Annotated in this window: 16 protein-coding genes and 1 pseudogene; 15 read left to right on the forward strand and 2 right to left on the reverse strand. The window is 72.1% G+C overall.

All coding sequences use genetic code 11. The features are described from left to right. The first annotated feature begins 89 nt into the window (after positions 1-89). The 13 genes and pseudogenes from ACWDR0_RS28100 (at position 90) to ACWDR0_RS28160 (ending at position 15,556) form a co-directional block, all read left to right on the forward strand. Entirely contained in the window at positions 90-1,067 is a 978-nt protein-coding gene (locus ACWDR0_RS28100) for an ABC transporter permease (RefSeq protein ID WP_456354588.1), read from the forward strand. A gap of 10 nt (positions 1,068-1,077) precedes the next feature. Beyond that, positions 1,078-2,139, forward strand: a complete 1,062-nt coding sequence (locus ACWDR0_RS28105; RefSeq protein ID WP_456354589.1) for an ABC transporter ATP-binding protein — start codon at positions 1,078-1,080, stop codon at positions 2,137-2,139. Between the two features lie 14 nt (positions 2,140-2,153). Continuing rightward, positions 2,154-3,275 (forward strand): ABC transporter ATP-binding protein, encoded by a 1,122-nt coding sequence (locus ACWDR0_RS28110; RefSeq protein WP_456354590.1) that lies wholly within the window; start codon positions 2,154-2,156, stop codon positions 3,273-3,275. A gap of 234 nt (positions 3,276-3,509) precedes the next feature. Then, positions 3,510-4,496 carry a GNAT family N-acetyltransferase gene (locus ACWDR0_RS28115; protein WP_456354591.1) on the forward strand — a complete coding sequence of 329 codons (987 nt, stop codon included), beginning with the start codon at positions 3,510-3,512 and terminating at the stop codon, positions 4,494-4,496. A 102-nt stretch (positions 4,497-4,598) separates the two neighbouring features. Beyond that, positions 4,599-6,236, forward strand: a complete 1,638-nt coding sequence (locus ACWDR0_RS28120; protein WP_456354592.1) for a peptide ABC transporter substrate-binding protein — start codon at positions 4,599-4,601, stop codon at positions 6,234-6,236. Between the two features lie 21 nt (positions 6,237-6,257). Next, positions 6,258-7,181 carry an ABC transporter permease gene (locus ACWDR0_RS28125; RefSeq protein WP_456354593.1) on the forward strand — a complete coding sequence of 308 codons (924 nt, stop codon included), beginning with the start codon at positions 6,258-6,260 and terminating at the stop codon, positions 7,179-7,181. Next, positions 7,174-8,169, forward strand: a complete 996-nt coding sequence (locus ACWDR0_RS28130; RefSeq protein WP_456354594.1) for an ABC transporter permease — start codon at positions 7,174-7,176, stop codon at positions 8,167-8,169. The genes ACWDR0_RS28125 and ACWDR0_RS28130 overlap by 8 nt, the downstream gene beginning before the upstream one ends. Positions 8,170-8,183: 14 nt before the next feature. After that, positions 8,184-9,155, forward strand: a pseudogene (locus ACWDR0_RS28135) (ABC transporter ATP-binding protein); the annotation flags it as partial. 211 nt (positions 9,156-9,366) lie between these two features. Continuing rightward, positions 9,367-10,569 (forward strand): ABC transporter ATP-binding protein, encoded by a 1,203-nt coding sequence (locus tag ACWDR0_RS28140; RefSeq protein ID WP_456354595.1) that lies wholly within the window; start codon positions 9,367-9,369, stop codon positions 10,567-10,569. 793 nt (positions 10,570-11,362) lie between these two features. Beyond that, positions 11,363-11,557: a hypothetical protein gene (locus ACWDR0_RS28145; RefSeq protein WP_006346816.1), complete on the forward strand. Its 195-nt coding sequence runs from the start codon at positions 11,363-11,365 to the stop codon at positions 11,555-11,557. A 339-nt stretch (positions 11,558-11,896) separates the two neighbouring features. Beyond that, positions 11,897-12,826, forward strand: coding sequence for an N-acetyl-1-D-myo-inositol-2-amino-2-deoxy-alpha-D-glucopyranoside deacetylase (gene mshB, locus ACWDR0_RS28150; RefSeq protein ID WP_456354596.1), 930 nt, complete (start codon positions 11,897-11,899; stop codon positions 12,824-12,826). Then, positions 12,823-13,242, forward strand: coding sequence for a DUF6113 family protein (locus ACWDR0_RS28155; RefSeq protein WP_456354597.1), 420 nt, complete (start codon positions 12,823-12,825; stop codon positions 13,240-13,242). The genes mshB and ACWDR0_RS28155 overlap by 4 nt, the downstream gene beginning before the upstream one ends. Before the next feature lie 325 nt (positions 13,243-13,567). Then, a complete protein-coding gene (locus tag ACWDR0_RS28160; RefSeq protein WP_456354598.1) occupies positions 13,568-15,556 on the forward strand; it encodes a peptidoglycan binding domain-containing protein in 1,989 nt (662 codons plus the stop codon). 310 nt (positions 15,557-15,866) lie between these two features. Here ACWDR0_RS28160 and ACWDR0_RS28165 read toward each other — a convergent pair whose 3' ends face one another. Beyond that, the gene (locus tag ACWDR0_RS28165; protein WP_456354599.1) at positions 15,867-16,715 is read right to left on the reverse strand and encodes a transglutaminase-like domain-containing protein; all 849 of its coding nucleotides are present in this window, start codon (positions 16,713-16,715) and stop codon (positions 15,867-15,869) included. Between the two features lie 258 nt (positions 16,716-16,973). Further along, positions 16,974-18,122: a GNAT family N-acetyltransferase gene (locus ACWDR0_RS28170; protein WP_456354600.1), complete on the reverse strand. Its 1,149-nt coding sequence runs from the start codon at positions 18,120-18,122 to the stop codon at positions 16,974-16,976. Between the two features lie 115 nt (positions 18,123-18,237). Between ACWDR0_RS28170 and fdxA the strand changes: the two genes are divergently transcribed. Next, complete coding sequence (gene fdxA, locus ACWDR0_RS28175; RefSeq protein WP_006346810.1) at positions 18,238-18,558, forward strand: ferredoxin; 321 nt, start codon at positions 18,238-18,240, stop codon at positions 18,556-18,558. A 217-nt stretch (positions 18,559-18,775) separates the two neighbouring features. Then, entirely contained in the window at positions 18,776-19,858 is a 1,083-nt protein-coding gene (dapC, locus tag ACWDR0_RS28180) for a succinyldiaminopimelate transaminase (RefSeq protein ID WP_456354601.1), read from the forward strand. Positions 19,859-19,981 lie beyond the last annotated feature (123 nt).

A 19,981-nucleotide genomic window follows, 5' to 3' on the forward strand; every position in this document is an offset into this window, starting at 1 on the left:
TTGATCCCGTGGGGGGGCGCGCCAGGCGGAGCGCGCCCCCACGGGCCACGTCTCACCCCCGCCGCCTTCGAAGAGAGCAGCCTCCCGCGATGCTTCAGTTCCTCATCCGCAGGTTGACCGGCGCGGTCATGATCATGTTTTTGATCGGCGCGTTTACGTTCTTCCTGTTCTACACAATCCCCCAGGACTTCGCCGAACTCGCCTGCGGAAAGACCTGCACGCCGGAGAACATCGCGATCATCCGCGAGAATCTCGGCCTCGACAAGCCCATCACCACCCAGTTCTGGGAGTTCATGGGTGGCATCGCGACCGGGCGTGACTTCGCGGTGGGCCACTGCTCGGCACCGTGTCTCGGAGTCTCCTTCGACTCCGGTGACTTCGTGTGGGATTCGATCGTCGACCGCTTCCCGCTCACCCTCTCGCTGACCATCGGCGGCCTGGTCGTCTTCCTGATCCTCGGCCTGGGCTCGGGCATGCTGGCCGCCTGGAAGCGCGGCACTCCGGTCGACAAGTTCGTCAGCGGCGCCTCGATGGTGCTCAGCTCGTTCCAGATCTACTTCCTCGGCCCGATCGTTCTCGGCATCTTCGTCTTCAGCACCGGCTGGATGGAGTTCCCGAAGTACACCTCGATCAGCGAGGACCCCATCGCCTGGTTCACCGGAATGCTCATTCCGTGGGCCGTCATGGCGACCATCTTCACCGCGCAGTACACCCGTATGGCGCGCTCGACGATGATCGAGCAACTGCAGGAGGAGCACGTCCGCACCGCGCGCGCCAAGGGCATGCGCCAGCGGTACGTCTTCTTCCGTTACGCCTGGCGAGGCTCGCTCACCCCGATCGTCACGATCCTGGGAATGGACCTTTCCGCACTGCTGACCGGCGCCGTGGTCACCGAGTTCACCTTCGACCTGGCCGGTGTCGGCCGTCTCGCGGTGGAGTCGTCGCTGACCAAGGACCTGCCGATGACCATGGGCATCATGCTGTTCGGAGCGTTCTTCATCCTGATCCTGAACATCATCGTGGACATCGCCTACGCCTACATCGACCCGCGCGTGCGCCTCGCCTAGGAGAACGACCGTGACCACTCTGACCAAGACCGAGGGGACCCCGGCCCCGACCGGACCGGACGCCTTCCTCTCGGTGCGCGACCTGCGGGTGCGGTTCTCCACCGAGGACGGCGTCGTCAAGGCAGTCGACGGGCTCTCCTTCGACGTCGAGCGCGGCAAGACGCTCGGTATCGTCGGCGAGTCGGGCTCCGGAAAGTCCGTCACCAACCTGACGATCCTCGGCCTGCACAGCAAGAAGAACACCGCCATCGACGGCGAGATCTACCTCGACGGCCAGGAGCTCGTCGACGCGCCCGAGAAGGAGATGGAGAAGCTCCGCGGCAACAAGGTCGCGATGATCTTCCAGGACCCGCTGACGGCGCTCTCGCCGTACTACACCGTGGGCCGTCAGATCGCCGAGCCCTACATGAAGCACACCGGCGCCTCCAAGAAGGAGGCGAAGGCGCGCGCCATCGAGATGCTGGCCAAGGTCGGCATCCCGCAGCCCGCGACCCGCTTCAACGACTACCCGCACCAGTTCTCCGGCGGTATGCGCCAGCGCGCGATGATCGCCATGGCACTGATCTGCGACCCGGACCTGCTGATCGCCGACGAGCCGACCACCGCGCTCGACGTGACCGTGCAGGCCCAGATCCTCGACCTGCTCAAGGACCTCCAGCAGGAGTTCGGCTCCGCGATCGTCTTCATCACCCACGACCTGGGCGTCATCGCCAATATGGCGGACGACCTGCTGGTGATGTACGCGGGACGGGCGGTGGAGCGCGGCAGCGTCCAGGAGGTCCTCCGGACTCCCAAGCACCCCTACACCTGGGGTCTGCTCAGCTCGATGCCGCGACTCGGGAGCGACGTCAACGAGGCGCTCATGCCGATCCCCGGCTCGCCGCCCAGCCTGCTGAACCCGCCGTCCGGCTGCCCCTTCCACCCCCGGTGCGCCTTCAAGGACGAGGTCGCCGGCGGGCTGTGCTCCGCCGAGCGCCCCACGCTGCCCACCGGCCGCGCGGCCGCCTGCCATCTGTCGGACGGGCAGAAGCAGTCCATCTTCATCGATCAGATCAAGCCCCGGCTGGGCTAGGGAGACGCAGAGACATGAGCGAGAACGTCACTCTGCCGAAGCAGCAGGATGCGACCGGCACAAGCCCCGGCGGTGAGCCGCTGCTCGCCGTCGAGGGCCTGAAGATGCACTTCCCGATCTACGGGGGGTTCCCCTTCAAGCGCAAGGTCGGCGCGGTCAAGGCCGTCGACGGCATCGACCTGACGGTGCACGCCGGCGAGGCCCTGGGCCTGGTCGGTGAGTCCGGCTGCGGCAAGTCCACCACCGGGCGCATGGTCACCCGGCTGCTGGAGCCGACCGAGGGCAAGATCCTCTACCAGGGCCGGGACATCGCCCACGCGGGCCGCAAGGAAATGGCGCCGATCCGGTCCGAGATCCAGATGATCTTCCAGGACCCGTATTCGTCGCTGAACCCGCGGCAGACCGTCGGCACCATCATCAAGAGCCCGATGGAGGTCAACGGGATCAACCCGCCCGGTGGCCGCGACAACAAGGTCCGTGAGCTGCTGGAGGTCGTGGGTCTCAACCCCGAGCACTTCAACCGCTTCCCGCACGAGTTCTCGGGCGGCCAGCGGCAGCGCATCGGCGTGGCCCGGGCCCTGGCGCTCCAGCCGAAGCTGATCGTCGCCGACGAGCCGGTCTCCGCGCTCGACGTCTCCATCCAGGCCCAGGTCGTCAACCTCCTGCAGAAGGTGCAGGAGGAGATGGGGATCGCCTTCCTCTTCATCGCCCACGACCTGGCGGTCGTCCGGCACTTCTCGCAGCGCGTTGCGGTGATGTACCTGGGCAAGGTGATGGAGATCGCGGACCGCGACGACCTGTACAACCGGCCCCGCCACCCGTACACCCACGCCCTGCTCTCGGCCGTGCCGGAGCCGGACATGGACGCGAACGCGCAGAAGGAGCGGATCCGCCTCTCCGGCGACGTGCCGTCTCCGATCATGCCGCCGTCCGGCTGCCGCTTCCGCACCCGCTGCTGGAAGGCGCAGGACAAGTGCGCGACGGAGGAGCCGCCGCTGGTGCGCCTCTCCGGCAACGGCGAGGGTCATCTGACGGCCTGCCACTTCCCGGAGGACCCGTCGACCGAGTCGCGGGCCGAGGACATCGTGCTCGACCCGGCGCTGGCCGCGCTGGAGGACCAGGCCGAGAAGAAGTAGCCGCGCCACGGCCGGGCCCCGGCCCGGTCCCGGCCTCCGGCCCCGGGCGCCCGCATCCCGCGGGCGCCCGGGGCCGTCTCCGTACCGCCGCGGCCTCGCCCGCCCGGTACGCTCCCGGGCCCGCGCGCGCGGGCCCGTTTGCGCCGCCTTTCCGTACCGACCGCGTACCGTCGGGCCGGCCGGTGCGCGGAAAAGGCGTTGCGGCGGTGTGTCCGTCCGCCCGACAGTGGGGGAATGACCACCCTTTCCGTACGCCCGGCCGTGCCCGGGGACGCCGAGGCGATCTGCGCCCTGCTGAACGCCGTCGACGTGATCGAGGTCGGGAAGCCCGAGACCGATCTGGTCGAGGTGACGGCCGATCTGACCCACCCCGAGGCGGACCTCCCGAACAACTCGTGGCTCGGCTTCCACGACGGCCGCCCGGTGGTCTACGGACTCCTCTGGGACGACTCCGGCGCCGAGCGCATCGACATCGACCAGTACGTCCTGCCCGAGCACCAGGAGGCGGCCGCCGCCGTCCTGGAGCTGATGGAGGAGCGGGCCCGGGCCAAGGCCGCGGCCAACGGCGCGGAGCGGGCCGTCGTCCACTTCCACCTCAACGCGACCCCGACCCTCGACACCGCCCTGCTGGTACGGCGCGGCTGGTCCACGGTCCGCCGCTACCACGCCATGGTCCGCTCCCTGGACCCGGCGACCGACACCGTCCCCGTCCCGCCGCCGGGCACCACCCTGCGGAACTGCCGGGACGAGGCCGACCGTCGGATCGCCCACGCGCTGCTTCAGGAGACCTTCGCCGAGCACTTCGACCACCAGGAGCGCTCGTACGAGAAGTGGCTCGCCGACCTCGGCGCGCTGGTCGACTGGGAGCTGGTGTGGATCGTCTCCCAGGACGGTGAGGGCGATGTGGCCGTGCTGGTCACCAGCAACCACCGGGAGGCGTACGGCTGGATCAACAGCCTCGGTGTCCGCAAGCAGGCCCGGGGCCGCGGTCTCGGTGGTCTGCTGCTCCGCCATGCCTTCGGGGTGTACGCGGGCCTCGGCCGCAATGCCCTCGGCCTGGGCGTGGACACCGACAACGAGACGGGCGCCCTGCGGCTCTACCAGGCCCACGGCATGGACCTGCACTTCGCGGTCGACACCTGGGAGGCCGTGCTTCCGGTCGCCCCGGCGGACCCGGCCGTCGCCCGGCCGGAGGGTGCGGGAGCCGCGGCAGCGGAGTGACGTCTCCTCCGTTCGGGTGAGCAGAAATGCGGTCTGCCCGATTTTGTGGGGATATTCGGTCCTGAGTGGGAGTGAGCGGGCTCAGGACCGAGGAGGCACTGGATGCGGGGAGCGCATGCCCTCAAGACCGCGGGCGGCACCCTCGCCGCCGTACTGGCGGCCACGGCGCTGACGGGCTGCGGCGGAGGGGTCTCCACCGGTGGCAGCGGCCCGGACGGCATCGTCAGCTCCTCCTGGGGCGATCCCCAGAACCCGCTGGAGCCCGCCAACACCAACGAGGTGCAGGGCGGCAAGGTCCTCGACATGCTCTTCCGCGGTCTCAAGCGGTACGACCCGCGGACCGGCGAGGCCAAGGACATGCTGGCGGAGCGGATCGACACCACCGACTCCATCACCTTCCACATCACCGTCAAGGACGGCTGGACCTTCAGCAACGGCGAGAAGGTCACCGCCGGCTCGTTCGTCGACGCCTGGAACTACGGCGCCTATCTGCGGAACGGCCAGAAGAACGCCTACTTCTTCGGCTATATCGACGGCTACGACCAGGTGCACCCGGCCGAGGGCGACCCCACCGCCACCACCCTCTCCGGGCTGACCGTCACCGGTGAGCGGACCTTCACCGTCCGGCTCAGCCAGAAGTTCTCCACCTGGCCCGACACCCTCGGCTACGCGGCCTTCGCCCCGCTCCCCAGGTCCTTCTACGACGACCACGCCGGCTGGCTCGCCAAACCCGTCGGCAACGGCCCGTACCGCGTCGCCTCGTACATCCGCGGCTCCCAGATGTCCCTGCGCCGCTGGGACGGCTACCCCGGCCCGGACAAACCCCTCAACGGCGGTGTCGACCTGCGGGTCTACATCGACAACAACACCGCCTACACCGATCTGGTGGCCGGCAATCTCGACCTCGTCGACGACGTCCCCGCCTCCCAGCTCCGGAATGTGAAGAAGGACCTCGGCGACCGCTACATCAACACCCCGGCCGGCATCATCCAGACCCTCGCCTTCCCCTACTACGACAAGCGGTGGAACACCCCGAACGGCTACAAGCTACGCACCGGCCTCTCCATGGCCATCAACCGCCCGAGCATCACCTCCCGCATCTTCCGCAACACCCGCACCCCCGCCAAGGACTGGACCTCGCCCGTCCTCGGCGTCGAGGGCGGCTTCAAGGACACCCTCTGCGGCGACTCCTGCGTCTACGACCCCGCCCGCGCCCGGCAGCTGGTCGAGGAGGGCGGCGGTATCCCCGGCGGCACCATGAAGATCTCGTACAACGCCGACACCGGCTCCCACAAGGAGTGGGTGGACGCCGTCTGCAACAGCATCAACAACGCCCTCCGCAACGACCGCGCCTGCCTCGGCAACCCCATGGGCACCTTCGCCGACTTCCGCAACCAGGTCACCCAGTCCAAGATGAGCGGCCCCTTCCGGGCCGGCTGGCAGATGGACTACCCCCTCATCCAGAACTTCCTCCAGCCGCTCTACTACACCGGCGCCTCCTCCAACGACGGCAAGTGGACCAACAGCACCTTCGACGAGCTGGTGGACCGAGCCAACGCCGAATCCGACACCGCGACCGCGGTCCGCACCTTCCAGCAGGCGGAGGAGGTGGTCCGCGACCAGATGGCGGCCATCCCGCTCTGGTACCAGAACGGCAGCGCCGGCTACGCCCCGCGCATCTCGAACGTCTCCCTCAACCCCTTCAGTGTCCCGGTCTACAACGAGATCAAGGTCGCCTGACGGCCGCCTTCGGGAGCCCCCATGGGACGTTATGTGATCCGGCGTCTGCTCCAGATGATCCCGGTCTTCTTCGGCGCCACCCTGCTCATCTTCCTGATGGTCAACGTGATGGGCGACCCCATCGCCGGGCTCTGCGGCCAGATCCAGTGCGACCCCGCCACCACCGCCCAGCTGCGCGCCGAGTACGGCCTCGACAAGCCCCTGTGGCAGCAGTACCTGACCTATATGGGCGATGTCTTCCGGGGCGACTTCGGCACCGCCTTCAACGGACAGCCCGTCACCGAACTGATGGCCGCGGCCTTCCCCGTGACCATCCGGCTCACCCTCGTCGCCATCTGCTTCGAGATCGTCATCGGCATCACCCTGGGCGTACTGACCGGCCTCCGCCGCGGCCGCCCGGTCGACACCGGGGTCCTGCTGCTCACCCTGGTCGTGATCTCCGTACCGACCTTCGTCACCGGCCTGCTGCTCCAACTGCTGCTCGGCGTCGAATGGGGCATCATCAAACCCGCCGTCTCACCCGGCGCCCCCCTCGACGAGCTGATCGTCCCCGGCCTGGTCCTGGCCTCCGTATCGCTGGCGTACGTCACCCGGCTCACCCGCACCTCCATCGCCGAGAACGCCCGCTCGGACTACGTCCGCACCGCCCGCGCCAAGGGCCTGCCGCGCCGCCGCGTCGTCACCCGCCATCTGCTGCGGAACTCCCTGATCCCCGTCGTCACCTTCATCGGCGCGGACATCGGCGCACTGATGGGCGGGGCCATCGTCACCGAGCGGATCTTCAATATCCACGGCGTCGGCTACCAGCTCTACCAGGGCATCGTCCGCCAGAACACCCAGACCGTCGTCGGCTTCGTGACCGTACTGGTGCTGGTCTTCCTGCTGGTCAACCTGCTCGTCGACCTGCTCTACGCCGTACTCGACCCGAGGATCCGCTATGCCTGAGCCGCAGTACGATCCCGACGGCGTCCTCGGCGGCGCGATCGCCCCCACCGGCGCGGGCGGCACCATGGACCTCGCCACCGAGGAAGGCGCCACCCTGGAGAAGGGCCCGGAAGGCCCCCCGGAGGGCACCGGGCCCGCCACGAAACCCCGCAGCCTCTGGTCCGACGCCTGGCGCGACCTCCGCCGCAATCCCGTCTTCATCGTCTCGTCGCTGATCATCCTCTTTCTGGTGATCATCGCGATCTGGCCGCAGTCCATCGCCTCCGGAAACCCCCTCGACTGCGATCTCGCCAAATCGCAGGAGGGCTCCCAGCCCGGCCACCCCTTCGGCTTCGACGGCCAGGGCTGCGACGTCTACACCCGGACCGTGTACGGCGCCCGGGCCTCGGTCACCGTCGGCGTCTGCGCCACCCTCGGCGTCGCCCTTCTGGGCTCCCTCCTCGGCGGCCTCGCCGGATTCTTCGGCGGCACCGGGGACGCCGTGCTCTCCCGGCTCACCGACATCTTCTTCGCCATCCCCGTCGTCCTCGGCGGACTGGTCCTGCTCTCCGTCGTCACCAGCAACACCGTCTGGCCCGTCATCGGCTTCATGGTGCTGCTGGGCTGGCCCCAGGTCTCCCGGATCGCCCGCGGTTCGGTGATCACCACCAAACAGAACGACTACGTCCAGGCCGCCCGCGCCCTCGGCGCCTCCAACAGCCGGATGCTGCTCCGCCATATCGCGCCCAACGCCGTCGCACCCGTCATCGTCGTCGCGACCATCGCCCTCGGCACGTACATCTCCCTGGAAGCGACCCTGTCCTACCTCGGTGTCGGCCTCAAACCCCCCACCGTCTCCTGGGGCATCGACATCTCGGCCGCCTCCCCCTATATCCGCAACGCCCCGCACATGCTGCTCTGGCCGGCCGGTGCCCTGGCGGTCACGGTGCTGGCGTTCATCATGCTCGGCGACGCGGTCCGCGACGCCCTCGACCCCAAGCTGCGCTGATGAGGAGTGCCGGAATGCTGCTCGAAGTCCGCGACCTCCAGGTCGAGTTCCGTACCCGCGACGGTGTCGCCAAGGCCGTCAACGGGGTCAGCTACGGCGTGGCCGAGGGCGAGACCCTGGCCGTGCTCGGCGAGTCCGGCTCCGGCAAGTCGGTCACCGCGCAGGCCGTGATGGGCATCCTCGACAGCCCGCCCGGCCGGATCGCCGGCGGCCAGGTGCTCTTCCGCGGCCGCGATCTGCTCACCCTCAAGGAGGACGAGCGGCGCCGGGTGCGCGGCGCGGAGATCGCCATGATCTTCCAGGACGCGCTCTCCGCCCTCAATCCGGTCCTCAGCGTCGGCGCCCAGCTGGCCGAGATGTACACCGTCCACCGCGGGACCAAGCGGAAGGAGGCCCGCGCCCGGGCCGTGGAGCTGATGGAACGGGTCGGCATTCCGGCCGCGGCCGAACGCGTCGGGGACTATCCGCACCAGTTCTCCGGCGGGATGCGCCAGCGCATCATGATCGCGATGGCGCTCGCCCTGGAACCCGCCCTGATCATCGCCGACGAACCCACCACCGCCCTCGACGTGACCGTCCAGGCCCAGGTCATGGAGCTGCTCTCGCGGCTCCGGGACGAGTCGGGCATGGGCCTGATCCTGATCACCCACGATCTGGGCGTCGTCGCGGACGTGGCCGACCGGATCGCCGTGATGTACGCGGGCCGGATCGTCGAGACCGCCCCCGTCCACGACATCTACCGGGCCCCCGCCCACCCCTACACCCGCGGACTCCTGGATTCCGTACCCCGGCTCGACCAGAAGGGCCGCGAGCTGTACGCGATCAGGGGGCTGCCGCCGAACCTGCTGCGGATCCCGGCGGGCTGCGCCTTCCACCCCCGCTGCCCGATCGCCCGGGACATCTGCCGGACGGATGTGCCACCGCTGTACGAGGCGGGGGAGGGCCGCTTCAGCGCCTGCCACTTCTGGCGCGAGACGCTCGGCGGCGCGGGAGGCGTACGGGGTACGCAGGGCCCCGGCGCCCCGCCCGGCCCCGCACCGGACCCGGCGTCGGGCCCCGCACCGGACCCGGCACCCGGTCCCGTGCCGGAGACCGGCACGGCGAGCGGCACGCCGAGTGATACGCCGAGTGATACGGCGAACGGTACGGACACCGGCCGCAGGGCCTCCGGAAGCGGCGGCGAGGAGGCGGACGGCCGTGACTGAGACCACCGCGCGCCCGGTCTCCGGCGCCACCACCGGAGAACCGCTCCTCGAAGTCCGCGGCCTGGCCCGCCACTACCCGCTCACCCGGGGCATCCTCTTCCGCCGCCAGGTGGGCGCCGTACGCGCCGTCGACGGCGTCGACCTCGACCTCCGGGCCGGCGAGACGCTCGGCATCGTCGGCGAGTCCGGCTGCGGGAAGTCCACCCTCGCCCGCATGCTCGTCCAGCTCGAACACCCCACCGCCGGGGAGATCCGCTACCACGGCGAGGACATCACCAAGCTCTCCGGCCGGGCCCTGAGGGCGGTGCGCCGCAACATCCAGATGGTGTTCCAGGACCCGTACACCTCCCTGAACCCCCGGATGACCGTGGGCGACATCGTCGGCGAGCCGTTCGACATCCATCCCGAGGCCGCGCCCAAGGGCGACCGGCGCCGCCGGGTGCGGGAGCTGCTCGACACCGTCGGTCTCGACCCCGACTACGTCAACCGCTACCCCCACCAGTTCAGCGGCGGGCAGCGGCAGCGCATCGGCATCGCCCGCGGCCTCGCGCTCCGCCCGGAGATCGTGGTCGCCGACGAACCCGTCTCGGCGCTCGACGTCTCCGTCCAGGCGCAGGTGGTCAACCTGCTGATGCGGCTCCAGCGTGAATTCGGTCTCAGCCTGGTGTTCATCGCCCATGACCTGTCGATCGTGCGCCATATCTCCGACCGGGTGGGTGTGATGTACCTGGGGCGGGTGGTGGAGCTGGGGCGCCCGGACGAGATCTACGACCACCCCACGCACCCGTACACCCAGGCGCTGCTCTCCGCCGTGCCCGTACCCGATCCGGAGGCACGGGCCCACCGCGACCGGATCATTCTCGGCGGAGACGTGCCGTCGCCCGCTCATATCCCGTCCGGCTGCCGCTTCCGTACCCGCTGCTGGAAGGCGCAGGAGCGGTGTGCGCTGGAGGTGCCGCTGCTGGCCGTTCCGGCGGAGTTCCGGCTGCTGCCGGAGGGTCCCGTACGGCACCCCTCGGCCTGCCACTTCGCCGCGGAGCGACAGGTGGTCCCGCCCGGCACCGAGCCCCCGGAGGAACCCGCACCCGGCCCTGGTACCAAGCCCCCGGAGAGCCCCGCACCCGGCCCCGGATCCGGCGCCGGATCCGGGGAGCCCGGGGAGGGTCCGGCCCCCGGGACTCCGCCGAACGGCTGACACTCTTTTACACAGGGGCAATGCGGTTGTCTCCGGGCCGATACACGGGCCGGGCACGCTGCGGGCGTGCGGCCGTGCGGGTGCCGTACCCCGGCCGGGGCCTCCTGGAGTGGCCCCGGCCAGCCCGCCCGCACGCCCGGCGACCCCGCCCCGCCGCCGGTTCCCGCTGATCCCACCGCCGGCCCTCCGCCGCGCCGTCCGGCCATGCGCGCCCCCGGACGGACGGGCCGGGGAAAAGTTCCGGCCAGATCGGATCCGCACCGCCGGGGAGGGTACGGGACGTGCCCCGGGCCCGCGGGCCCGGCGAACCGCGGCGTCCGCCGAGCCGTCCCCGCCGCGATCACGGCGGCCCGTCCCCGCCGTGGGCCGTTGCTCCCGCGAATTCCCGTACGGGGTACGGGGATCGGCCACGGCCCGTTCCCGGAAAGCCCCTTCCGGCCCTACCGTGGTGGGGTGGTCGTCGGGGCCGGGCACCCGCGGCTCGCCCTTCCGTTCGGTTCCGGACACCGAACGGGTCAAGGCCGCAAGGAAACCGTCCGGCGCCACGGTGAACACGCGTGGTGTGTCCGGGAGAAACCGCTGTCCAAGGGCGAACTGGCAGGGAGAGGAGCTGTGTTGACTTATGGTCAGTCCGTCGGAGCCGGCGCGTGTGCGCCCCCGTGTGCTGCCGTGCACCGACTGATGCGTTAGTACGGATAGTTATGATCCGTAGCGCGAGGTGGGTAGGAACCATCTGCGCGTGCAACCTGCCTGTCCTGCTGTCCCGACCGAGTATCTGTGGAGGTGAACCGCCGTGGCACTCTCAGTTTCGGCGGTGGTGCTGCTGGCGATCGTCGTCTTCCTGCTGGTCCGGAAGTCCGGGCTCAAGGGCGGGCATGCGGTTGTCTGCGTGTTGTTCGGTTTCTTCCTCGCCAGCTCGTCCTTCGAGCCGACGATCACGGATCTGACGACAAGCGTCGGCGACATGATCGGCGACCTGAAGTTCTGAACCGGGCTCCCGCCCGTGTGCGGGGGTCCTTCTTTTTGGCCGCTTCCGGGCTCGCGCCGGTCCTGCGCCCCCTTCGCGCCGGTCCCGCGCCGGTCCACCGTGCCCGTGCGGCGGCCCGTCCGTGTCCCCGATCCCTGCCGACCGCGGCCGGCTCCCCGCCGGTCCGCCGACCACCGGACGGGCCGGGCGGTCCCTCCCACCGGAGCCGCCCGCCGCCGGCCCCCGGCCCCGGCGGCCGCGCTTCGCCGACCCGGCCGTCCCACGGCCCGGAGTGCCCGGGATACCCGGGGTGCTCCGCATTCCGCCACGTCGTCCGGCCCGGACTCGTAGGCTGTCTCCATGAAGGATCTTTCCACCCGTCGTCTGCTCCTGGTGCACGCGCATCCGGACGACGAGTCGATCACCAACGGCGCCACGATGGCCCGGTACGCGGCCGGCGGCGCCCGGGTCACCCTGGTGACCTGCACCCTCGGCGAGGAAGGCGAGGTCATCCCGCCCGCCCTCGCGCATCTCACGGCCGACCGCGACGACTCCCTCGGCGAATACCGCACCGGTGAGCTGTCCGCGGCCATGAAGGAGCTGGGCGTCACCGACCACCGGTTCCTGGGCGGCCCCGGGCGCTACCGGGACTCCGGGATGATGGGCCTGCCGCAGAACCGCCGCGAGGGTGCCTTCTGGAACACCCCCGTCGACGAGGCGGCACCCCATCTCGTGGAGATCATCCGCTCCGTACGCCCCCAGGTCATGGTCACCTACGACCCCCGCGGCGGCTACGGCCACCCCGATCACATCCAGGCCCACCGGGTCGCCGTGCGCGCCGCCGAGCTGGCCGGTGAGCGGGCCTTCCGCCGCGACCTCGGCGATCCGTGGACCATCGCGAAGATCTACTGGACCCGGGTGCCGCGCTCCGTCGCCGAGGAGGGCTTCGCCAGGCTGCGGGCGGCCGGAACCGGCTTCCCCGGTGTCGCGGCGATCGACGACGTCCCCGGGGTGGTCGACGACGACCGGATCACCGCCGAGATCGACGGCGGCGCGTACGCGGAGCGGAAAGCGGCCGCCATGCGGGCGCACGCCACCCAGATCGCGGTGGACGGGCCGTTCTTCGCCCTCTCCAACGACCTGGGCCAGCCGATCTTCGCCACCGAGTACTACGAGCTGGCCCAGGGCGAGCCGGGAGTGCCGCGCGGCCGCCGCGAGGACGACCTCTTCGCCGGGATCCCGGAGGCCGCCGGCCCCGCCGTCCCGGGCACGGCCGGGGTGCCCGCGTGAGCGCCTCCCCCGGCACCGGACTGGCCCGGGACTGGTCGGCGCAGAAGCCGCGGCCCGGCCGGATCGCCGCGTACCTCCTGCTCGTACTGCTCGGCGCGGTCACCGGCATCGCCGGTTCACTCGTCCAGGCGGCCTGGTTCCCGGGCGGACTGCTGCTCGCGCTGCTGGCTGCCGCGGGCCTCTTCTACGGGGCCCGGACCGCCCTGGGCGGTCAGGCGGCCGTGGGCGCGGCCGCGGCCGGCTGGCTGGTCGCGATCGTGGCCCTGAGCCTCGGACGGCCCGAGGGCGACGCGCTGTTCGGCGCCGGGATCGGACCGCTGCTCTTCATCCTCGGAGGGATGGTTGTCGCTGTGATGTGCGCCACCCTCGGCCGGGTTCCGCAACCGGGCGGCGCCCCGGGGCGACTTGACGGGTGAGGCGTCCCGCGGACGCGGGGCCGGTGGACCGGAGCAGTGTCGCTCTCGGCGGCCGGGGGACCGTCCGGGCGTGCGGAAAAGGGCGTGACCGGGGCCGGGTCGCCCGGCGCGGTGCCCGAACCCCCGCCCGTACGGGGCGTACTGATGGCCGCGGTGGACCGGCAGTCGTACGCGGAGTGGTGGAACAGGGCCGATCCGGTGCCCTTTCCACGGTCGCGGCATGCGTGTCACCGGCGGCCAGTATGGTGGTGCGCGCCGCCGAGCCGCCCAGAGCACGAGGACCACAGTAAGAGACGGGCGGCGGAGCCAACCGGGAGATCCTGCTTTGAACCGTGAAACTGACAGTTCGTCCTCCGGGCCCCAGGGGCGCGGTGGGGCCGCCTATCCCTCGGGTACACCGCCGTACGGGTCCGCCCCGTTCGCGGGCGGGGCGGCGGCCGGTGCCGACGGCGAGCCGAAGCCGGACGCGGCCAAGTCCGAGCCCAGGACCGAGACGACGATCACCACCCGCATCCGGATCAACATCCCCGGGTCGCGGCCGATCCCGCCCGTCGTGATGCGCAAACCGGCCGGAGAGCCGGGTGCCGGGGCCGCGGCCGACGCGCCCGCGGCACCCGGCGCACCCCGCGCCGAGGCGGCGGCCGAGCGTACGGCCGCGATGCCGGTGCCCTCCTTCGACGGTCCTGACGCGGGCGCGCCCGCCGCCCCGGGCGACAAGGCGGCGAACGACTGGTTCGCTCCCCGCAAGTCCGGGACCAACGGCGCGGGCCTGAAGGTGCCGGGCGGTCCGGACGGATCCGGTACGCCGGGCGGTGCCCCGGCCGGCCCCGCCGGTGCCGCGCCGGGTGGTTCCGGCGGTACGGGCGCACCCGGCGGTTCCGGCGGGGGCCGGCCGCACAGCGCGCTCAGCGAGCTGGGCGGCGCGCCGGGGGCCGGTACGTCCGCGCCCGCCGGCTTCGCCCCCGGCCCCGGCACTCCGCCGCACGGCACCCGTGCGGTGCCCGGTGCCGGTCCCGACGGGCCGACGACCGGCCCGGCGCGCGGCGCCATGCCGGTCGGCGCGGGCGCACCCGTGCACGCGGGCGCCGTCGCCGCGCCGCCGCGGATGTCCGACGACACCGCGGTCCTCACCCCGCAGCGCCCTGCCCCGGCCCCGGCCGCCGGTGCGGGCGGTCCCGCGGGCCATGTCTCCGGCGACACGCTCAGCAGCGGGATGCCGGTCGTCCGGCCCGGCACGGACGCGCCGTTCCCGGCGGGTCCCGGTCCGGCCGGCGGCCCCTCCGGACCTTCCGGTACGGACCGGAGCGCCGCCCCGGCGGCCTCGCCCGAGGCCCCCGCCCCGGCGCCCCGCCCGGCGGCGCCCGCCAAGAAGGGCCGCTCCAAGCTGGCCCTGCTCGGCGTCGGCGTGGTCGTTCTGGGCAGTCTCGCCTACGGTGCCGGGCTGCTGCTGAACCACTCCGACGTACCGAAGAGCACCACGGTCCTCGGCGTCGACATCGGCGGCGGCACCCGTGAACAGGCGATCGACAAGCTCCAGGGCGCCCTGGGCAAGCGCGCCGCCACTCCGCTCCAGCTCTCGGTCGGCGGCAAGAACGTCTCCCTGGCGCCGGACAAGGCGGGGCTCTCGTTCGATGCCCAAACCACCGTGCGCAATGCGGCCGGCAGCGACTACAACCCCATGTCGGTGATCGGCTCCCTCTTCGGCGGCGCGCGGGTCGCCGAGCCGGAGATCGTCATCGACGAGGAGAAGCTGCGGGTGGCCCTCGCCGATCTGGCGGGCAACTCCGGCTCGGCCGTCGAGGGCACGATCAGGTTCGAGCCCGGGAAGATCACGGTCGTGCCCGGCAAGGCCGGTCAGGGCATCGACGTCAACGGCTCGCTGACGATGGTCAAGGACGCCTACCGGGCCCAGGTCGAATCCGGCCGTCCGAACGTCGTCAAGCTGCCCGTCGCCGACCTTCAGCCGTCCATCGGCGCGGCCGAGCTGGCCCGGGCCAAGAAGGAGTTCGCCGACCCCGCGATGTCCGGTCTGATCACCATCAGGGCGGGCGGCCAGAAGATCGACTTCGGCCCGCAGCGCTCGCTGCCGCGCATCCTCTCCATGAAGGCCGTGAACGGCAAGCTGGTGGAGGCGTACGACGAGAAGGCCATCGAGGAGCTGGTGGGCGGCACCTTCCAGGGTGTCCTGATCACCAAGGCGGACGGGAAGAAGGCGCAGGTCACCGCCGCCGACATCGCCAAGGCGATGGGGCCCGCACTGCGCGGCAAGACCCCGCAGGAGCGAACGGTGGAACTCGGCCGCGACCAGGGCTGACGACCGGACCGCAGCCGACGGCTCCGCTCCCGCACCGGGGGCGGAGCCGCCGTCGTTTGCCCCCCTTTCCCGCCGTTGCCGTCGTTTCCCGCCGGGGGCGCCGGGGAGAGTTCTGCGCGGTGCCCGGGTTCGCGGCGGCCCGCACCGGCACCGCGACGGCCCGCTTCCGCGCCGGTCCCGCGGACGGGCGGCCTGCCGCAAGTCACGGGGCGCTACCGGGTCTCGGCCCGCGCCATGGACACGGCGAGCACGGCGAGCACGGCGGACACGGCGGGCCGCACCCGCACCCGGCCGGGACCACCCGCGGCGGTCAGTTCAGCATTGCCCGTGCCGCCCTCGCCCGCCCCCGGACCGACTCCGCGGTCGACGGCTCGGCCATCGCGACCACCTCCGCGTACGCGTCCAGCTCGGCGGCCCCGGCCAGGAAGTCGCCCCGCTGGACCAGGAGCTGGGCGCGCTCGTAGCGCAGCCGGGCCGGATGGGAGGGCAGCAGCAGGGAGAGGTCCACGGCCCAGAGCGCCACGTCCGAGCGCTCCGGGCGGGCCGTGGCCCAGGCGCGGATGTTGTTGAGGATGCGGACGACCACGTCCTGAGCGGGGGCGGGCTTCAGCATCGACGGTTCGAGCCGGGCTCCCGTCGCCCCCGCGACCAGCAGGGACGCATCCGAGTGCGACAGCAGCCGGCCGCCCGCGAAGGGGTCCGCCAGGACCTGTTCCTCCGGGTCGCCGAAGCCGACGACGAAATGACCGGGCAGTGCGACCCCGTACACCGGGGCACCCGCCCGCCGCGCCACCTCCACCCAGACCGCCGAGAGCAGGATCGGCAGCCCGCGGCGGCGCCGCAGCACCTCGTGGAGCAGTGACGACTCCAGCAGCCGGTAGTCCGCCGGGGTGCCGTGGAAACCGAGTTCGCCGCCGAGCAGCCGCTCCAGGGCGGTCGCCCAGGCCGTGGGCGTACGCAGCCCGTACGGCAGCAGTCCCGCCAGCCGGTCCAGTTCGATCTGGGCGGCGTCGATCGCCGTGTCGTCGGCGGCGCCGTCGGCGACCGCGCCCAGCAGCAGGCAGAGCTGCGACAGGTCGGGCTGCCCGGCCCGGGCCTCGTCGGCGAACCGGCGCCGGTGGCCCGCCGGGTCGGCGGAGGCGGCTGAGTCGTCGTGCATGGACCACTCGTACCCGGCCGCCCCCCGCCGCGTCCACTCACCGGGCGCGCGAGCCCCGCCGCGGTCTGCGTACGACCCGATTTGCGCGGTAGCCGGTGTCGGTACGGCCCGGTTTGGGTACGGCCCGCTTGCGTACGGCCGGGCTTGCGCGGTGGCCGGTGTCGGTACGGCCGGGTTCGCGTGGTGGCCGGGTTCGCGTGCGGCCGGGTGGTGCGTACCCCGGCCCCGCTTCCGGCCGGCCCGCGCGGCGGCCCCGGGTCAGTCCCGCGGCGCGCGGTAGTGGTGGTAGCTGTGGTGCGTGGTGAAGCCCATGCCCGCGTAGAGCGCGCCCGCCGCCGTGTTCTCCGTCTCGACCTGGAGCCAGGCCGCCGAGGCGCCTTCGTCGAGCGCCCGGCGGGCCAGTGCCGTCATCACGGCCCGGGCCAGCCCGCGTCGCCGGTACGCCGGGTCGACCTCGACCGCCATAAAGCCGGCCCAGCGGCCGTCGACGACACAGCGCCCGATCGCCACCGGGGTGTCGCCGACGGCGGGTCCGGGCCCGTGGCCGGGCCCGGCAGGACCGGAGGCACCACTCGGGCCGGTGCCCGGCCCGGCACCGCGAGCACCGCCGCCCGCGCCGGGCTCCGCCGGGACCGAGGCGAACCAGACCGACGGCCCGCTCTCCAGCACCCGGAGCATCGCCGGAGCCGCCCCGCCCCCGGCCCGTCCGTAGCGCCGCAGCCAACCCCCGTCCGGCCCGCCCGGGTTCCGGTCCAGGACGACCCGGGACACGTCCGCGTCGAGATCGGCAACCGGCGCCAGCCCCCCGATCCGTACGTCCGCCGACACCTCACGGGTCCAGCCGCGCTCCTCCAGCGCCGCGCAGAGCACCTCCTGCGTACCGGCCGCACCCGTGGCGGCCTGGATGTACGCGGGCAGGGACCGCGCCGCGTACCAGGACCGCACCCGGTCGAGCGCCTCGTCCAGCGGTACGCCCGGATCGCCGAGTGCCAGCGCCGAGTTGGCCCGCCGGGTGAAGCCGGACGCGGCACGCAGCTCCCACTCGCCGAGCCGTTCGCTCTCCAACGGCCGCCAGGCCCGGGAGGCCACCCGCGTCAGCTCCGCGAAATCCGCCGCGGGGCCGCGCCGCCGGGCCGGGGCGGCGGGCACGGTCTTCCCCGCGACCAGCGAGGCTTCCGGCACCCGCACCACCTCGCCGGTGCGCCGTGTGATCACCAGCACGCCGCCGCCGGTCCCCGCCGCGCCCTCCGTGCTCTCCTTTTCGTCCCAGGATGTGAGAACCCCGACCACGTCCGTGAACGTCCCGGACCCCTCCGAGGGATCGACCAGGCGTCGGATTGATACCCGTTTGCCCACGTCAAGGGGTGTAATACGGACTTCGAGCCGTCCCGCGCCGGTGATTTCCACTGCTCTGTGCGCCCCTCCTGTTCGGATCGTCCCCGAGAACGGAGATACTAGGGGCGGGCATCGACGACGCCGCGCTCCCGCGCAAGCCACAGCCCTATCGAGGAGGAACGACAGCGTGACCTACGTCATCGCGCAGCCTTGTGTCGACGTCAAGGACAAGGCCTGCATCGAGGAGTGCCCCGTCGACTGCATCTACGAGGGTTCCCGGTCCTTGTACATCCACCCCGACGAGTGCGTCGACTGTGGTGCCTGTGAGCCGGTCTGCCCCGTCGAGGCGATCTTCTACGAGGACGACACGCCGGAGGAGTGGAAGGACTACTACAAGGCGAACGTCGAGTTCTTCGACGAGCTGGGCTCCCCGGGCGGCGCCTCCAAGCTGGGTCTGATCGAGCGCGACCACCCCTTCGTCGCCGGTCTGCCGCCGCAGAACCAGTAAGCGGCGGTCGGCGGCCCCGCCGATCACCACACTGCCGGTCCCGTACGGTCGACGTCCGTACGGGACCGTCGCGTTTCCCGGCCCGCCTCCGGACCCCTTCGTACGAGTACGAGAGAGAGAACAGCCCGTGTCCGCAGCCCCGTCCACGCCTCCGACCAGCCCCGGCTCCGGCACGGGTCCCGGCGCCGGGGGAGACTCCCGCCGTGTCTCGTCGCGTCTGCCCGTCTTCCCCTGGGACCGGCTGGAGCCGTACAAGGCGACCGCGGCGGCCCACCCCGACGGCATCGTCGACCTCTCGGTCGGCACGCCCGTCGACCCCGTTCCCGGGCTGGTCCAGCGGGCGCTGGTGGCCGCGGCCGACTCGCCCGGCTACCCCACCGTGTGGGGCACGCCCGCGCTGCGGGACGCGCTGGCGGAGTGGGCCGGCCGGCGGCTCGGCGCGGCCGGGGCCGGACACCGCAACGTCCTGCCCGTGGTGGGCTCCAAGGAACTGGTCGCCTGGCTGCCCACCCAGCTGGGCCTGGGCCCCGGCGACCGGGTCGCCTATCCGCGGCTGGCCTATCCGACGTACGAGGTCGGCGCCCGGCTCTGCGGGGCGACACCCGAGGTGTACGACGACCCCACCGAACTCGACCCGGCCGGGCTGAAGCTGCTCTGGCTGAACTCGCCGTCTAACCCCACCGGGCGGGTGCTCGCCAAGGACGAGCTGATCCGGATCGTGGCCTGGGCCCGCGAGCACGGTGTTCTCGTCTTCAGCGACGAGTGCTATCTGGAGCTGGGCTGGGAGGCCGAGCCGGTCTCCGTGCTCCACCCGGAGGTGTGCGGCGGCTCCTTCGACGGTCTGGTCGCCGTCCACTCGCTCTCCAAGCGGTCCAATCTGGCGGGCTACCGGGCCGCGTTCGCGGTGGGCGACGAGGCCGTCCTCGGCGAGCTGCTGGCGATCCGCAAGCACGGCGGCATGATGGTCCCGTCGCCGGTACAGGCCGCGACGGTGGCCGCCCTCGGCGACGACACGCATGTCGCGGAGCAGCGCGCCCGCTACGCGGCCCGGCGCACCGCACTGCGCACCGCCCTGGAGGGGCACGGCTTCCGGATCGAGCACTCGGAGGCCAGCCTGTATCTGTGGGCGACCCGGGGCGAGTCCTGCTGGGACACGGTCGCGCACCTGGCGGACCTGGGCATCCTGGTGGCGCCCGGCGACTTCTACGGCGAGGCGGGGGAGTCCTTCGTACGGGTGGCGTTCACGGCCACGGACGAGCGGGTCGCGGCGGCCGTGAAGCGGCTGACGGCCGCGGGCTGACGGGCCCGGACCCGCGCCGGCGGGGTGCCCGGATACAGCAGGGGTGCCCGGATACGGCGGGGTGCCTCCGCCGTCTTTCCGGCCGCCGGGCCGGTCTTCTTCGCCGAGGGGGTGGCGGACGGT

The sequence above is a fragment of the Streptomyces sp. NPDC003691 genome, assembly GCF_053981115.1.

Bases quoted from the DNA above. Each gene is read 5' to 3' on its own strand.
- ACWDR0_RS28100 (WP_456354588.1), top strand. From the start codon at position 90: ATGCTTCAGTTCCTCATCCGCAGGTTGACCGGCGCGGTCATGATCATG.
- ACWDR0_RS28110 (WP_456354590.1), top strand. From the start codon at position 2,154: ATGAGCGAGAACGTCACTCTGCCGAAGCAGCAGGATGCGACCGGCACA.
- ACWDR0_RS28115 (WP_456354591.1), top strand. From the start codon at position 3,510: ATGACCACCCTTTCCGTACGCCCGGCCGTGCCCGGGGACGCCGAGGCG.
- ACWDR0_RS28120 (WP_456354592.1), top strand. From the start codon at position 4,599: ATGCGGGGAGCGCATGCCCTCAAGACCGCGGGCGGCACCCTCGCCGCC.
- ACWDR0_RS28125 (WP_456354593.1), top strand. From the start codon at position 6,258: ATGGGACGTTATGTGATCCGGCGTCTGCTCCAGATGATCCCGGTCTTC.
- ACWDR0_RS28130 (WP_456354594.1), top strand. From the start codon at position 7,174: ATGCCTGAGCCGCAGTACGATCCCGACGGCGTCCTCGGCGGCGCGATC.
- mshB (WP_456354596.1), top strand. From the start codon at position 11,897: ATGAAGGATCTTTCCACCCGTCGTCTGCTCCTGGTGCACGCGCATCCG.
- ACWDR0_RS28165 (WP_456354599.1), bottom strand. From the start codon at position 16,715: ATGCACGACGACTCAGCCGCCTCCGCCGACCCGGCGGGCCACCGGCGC.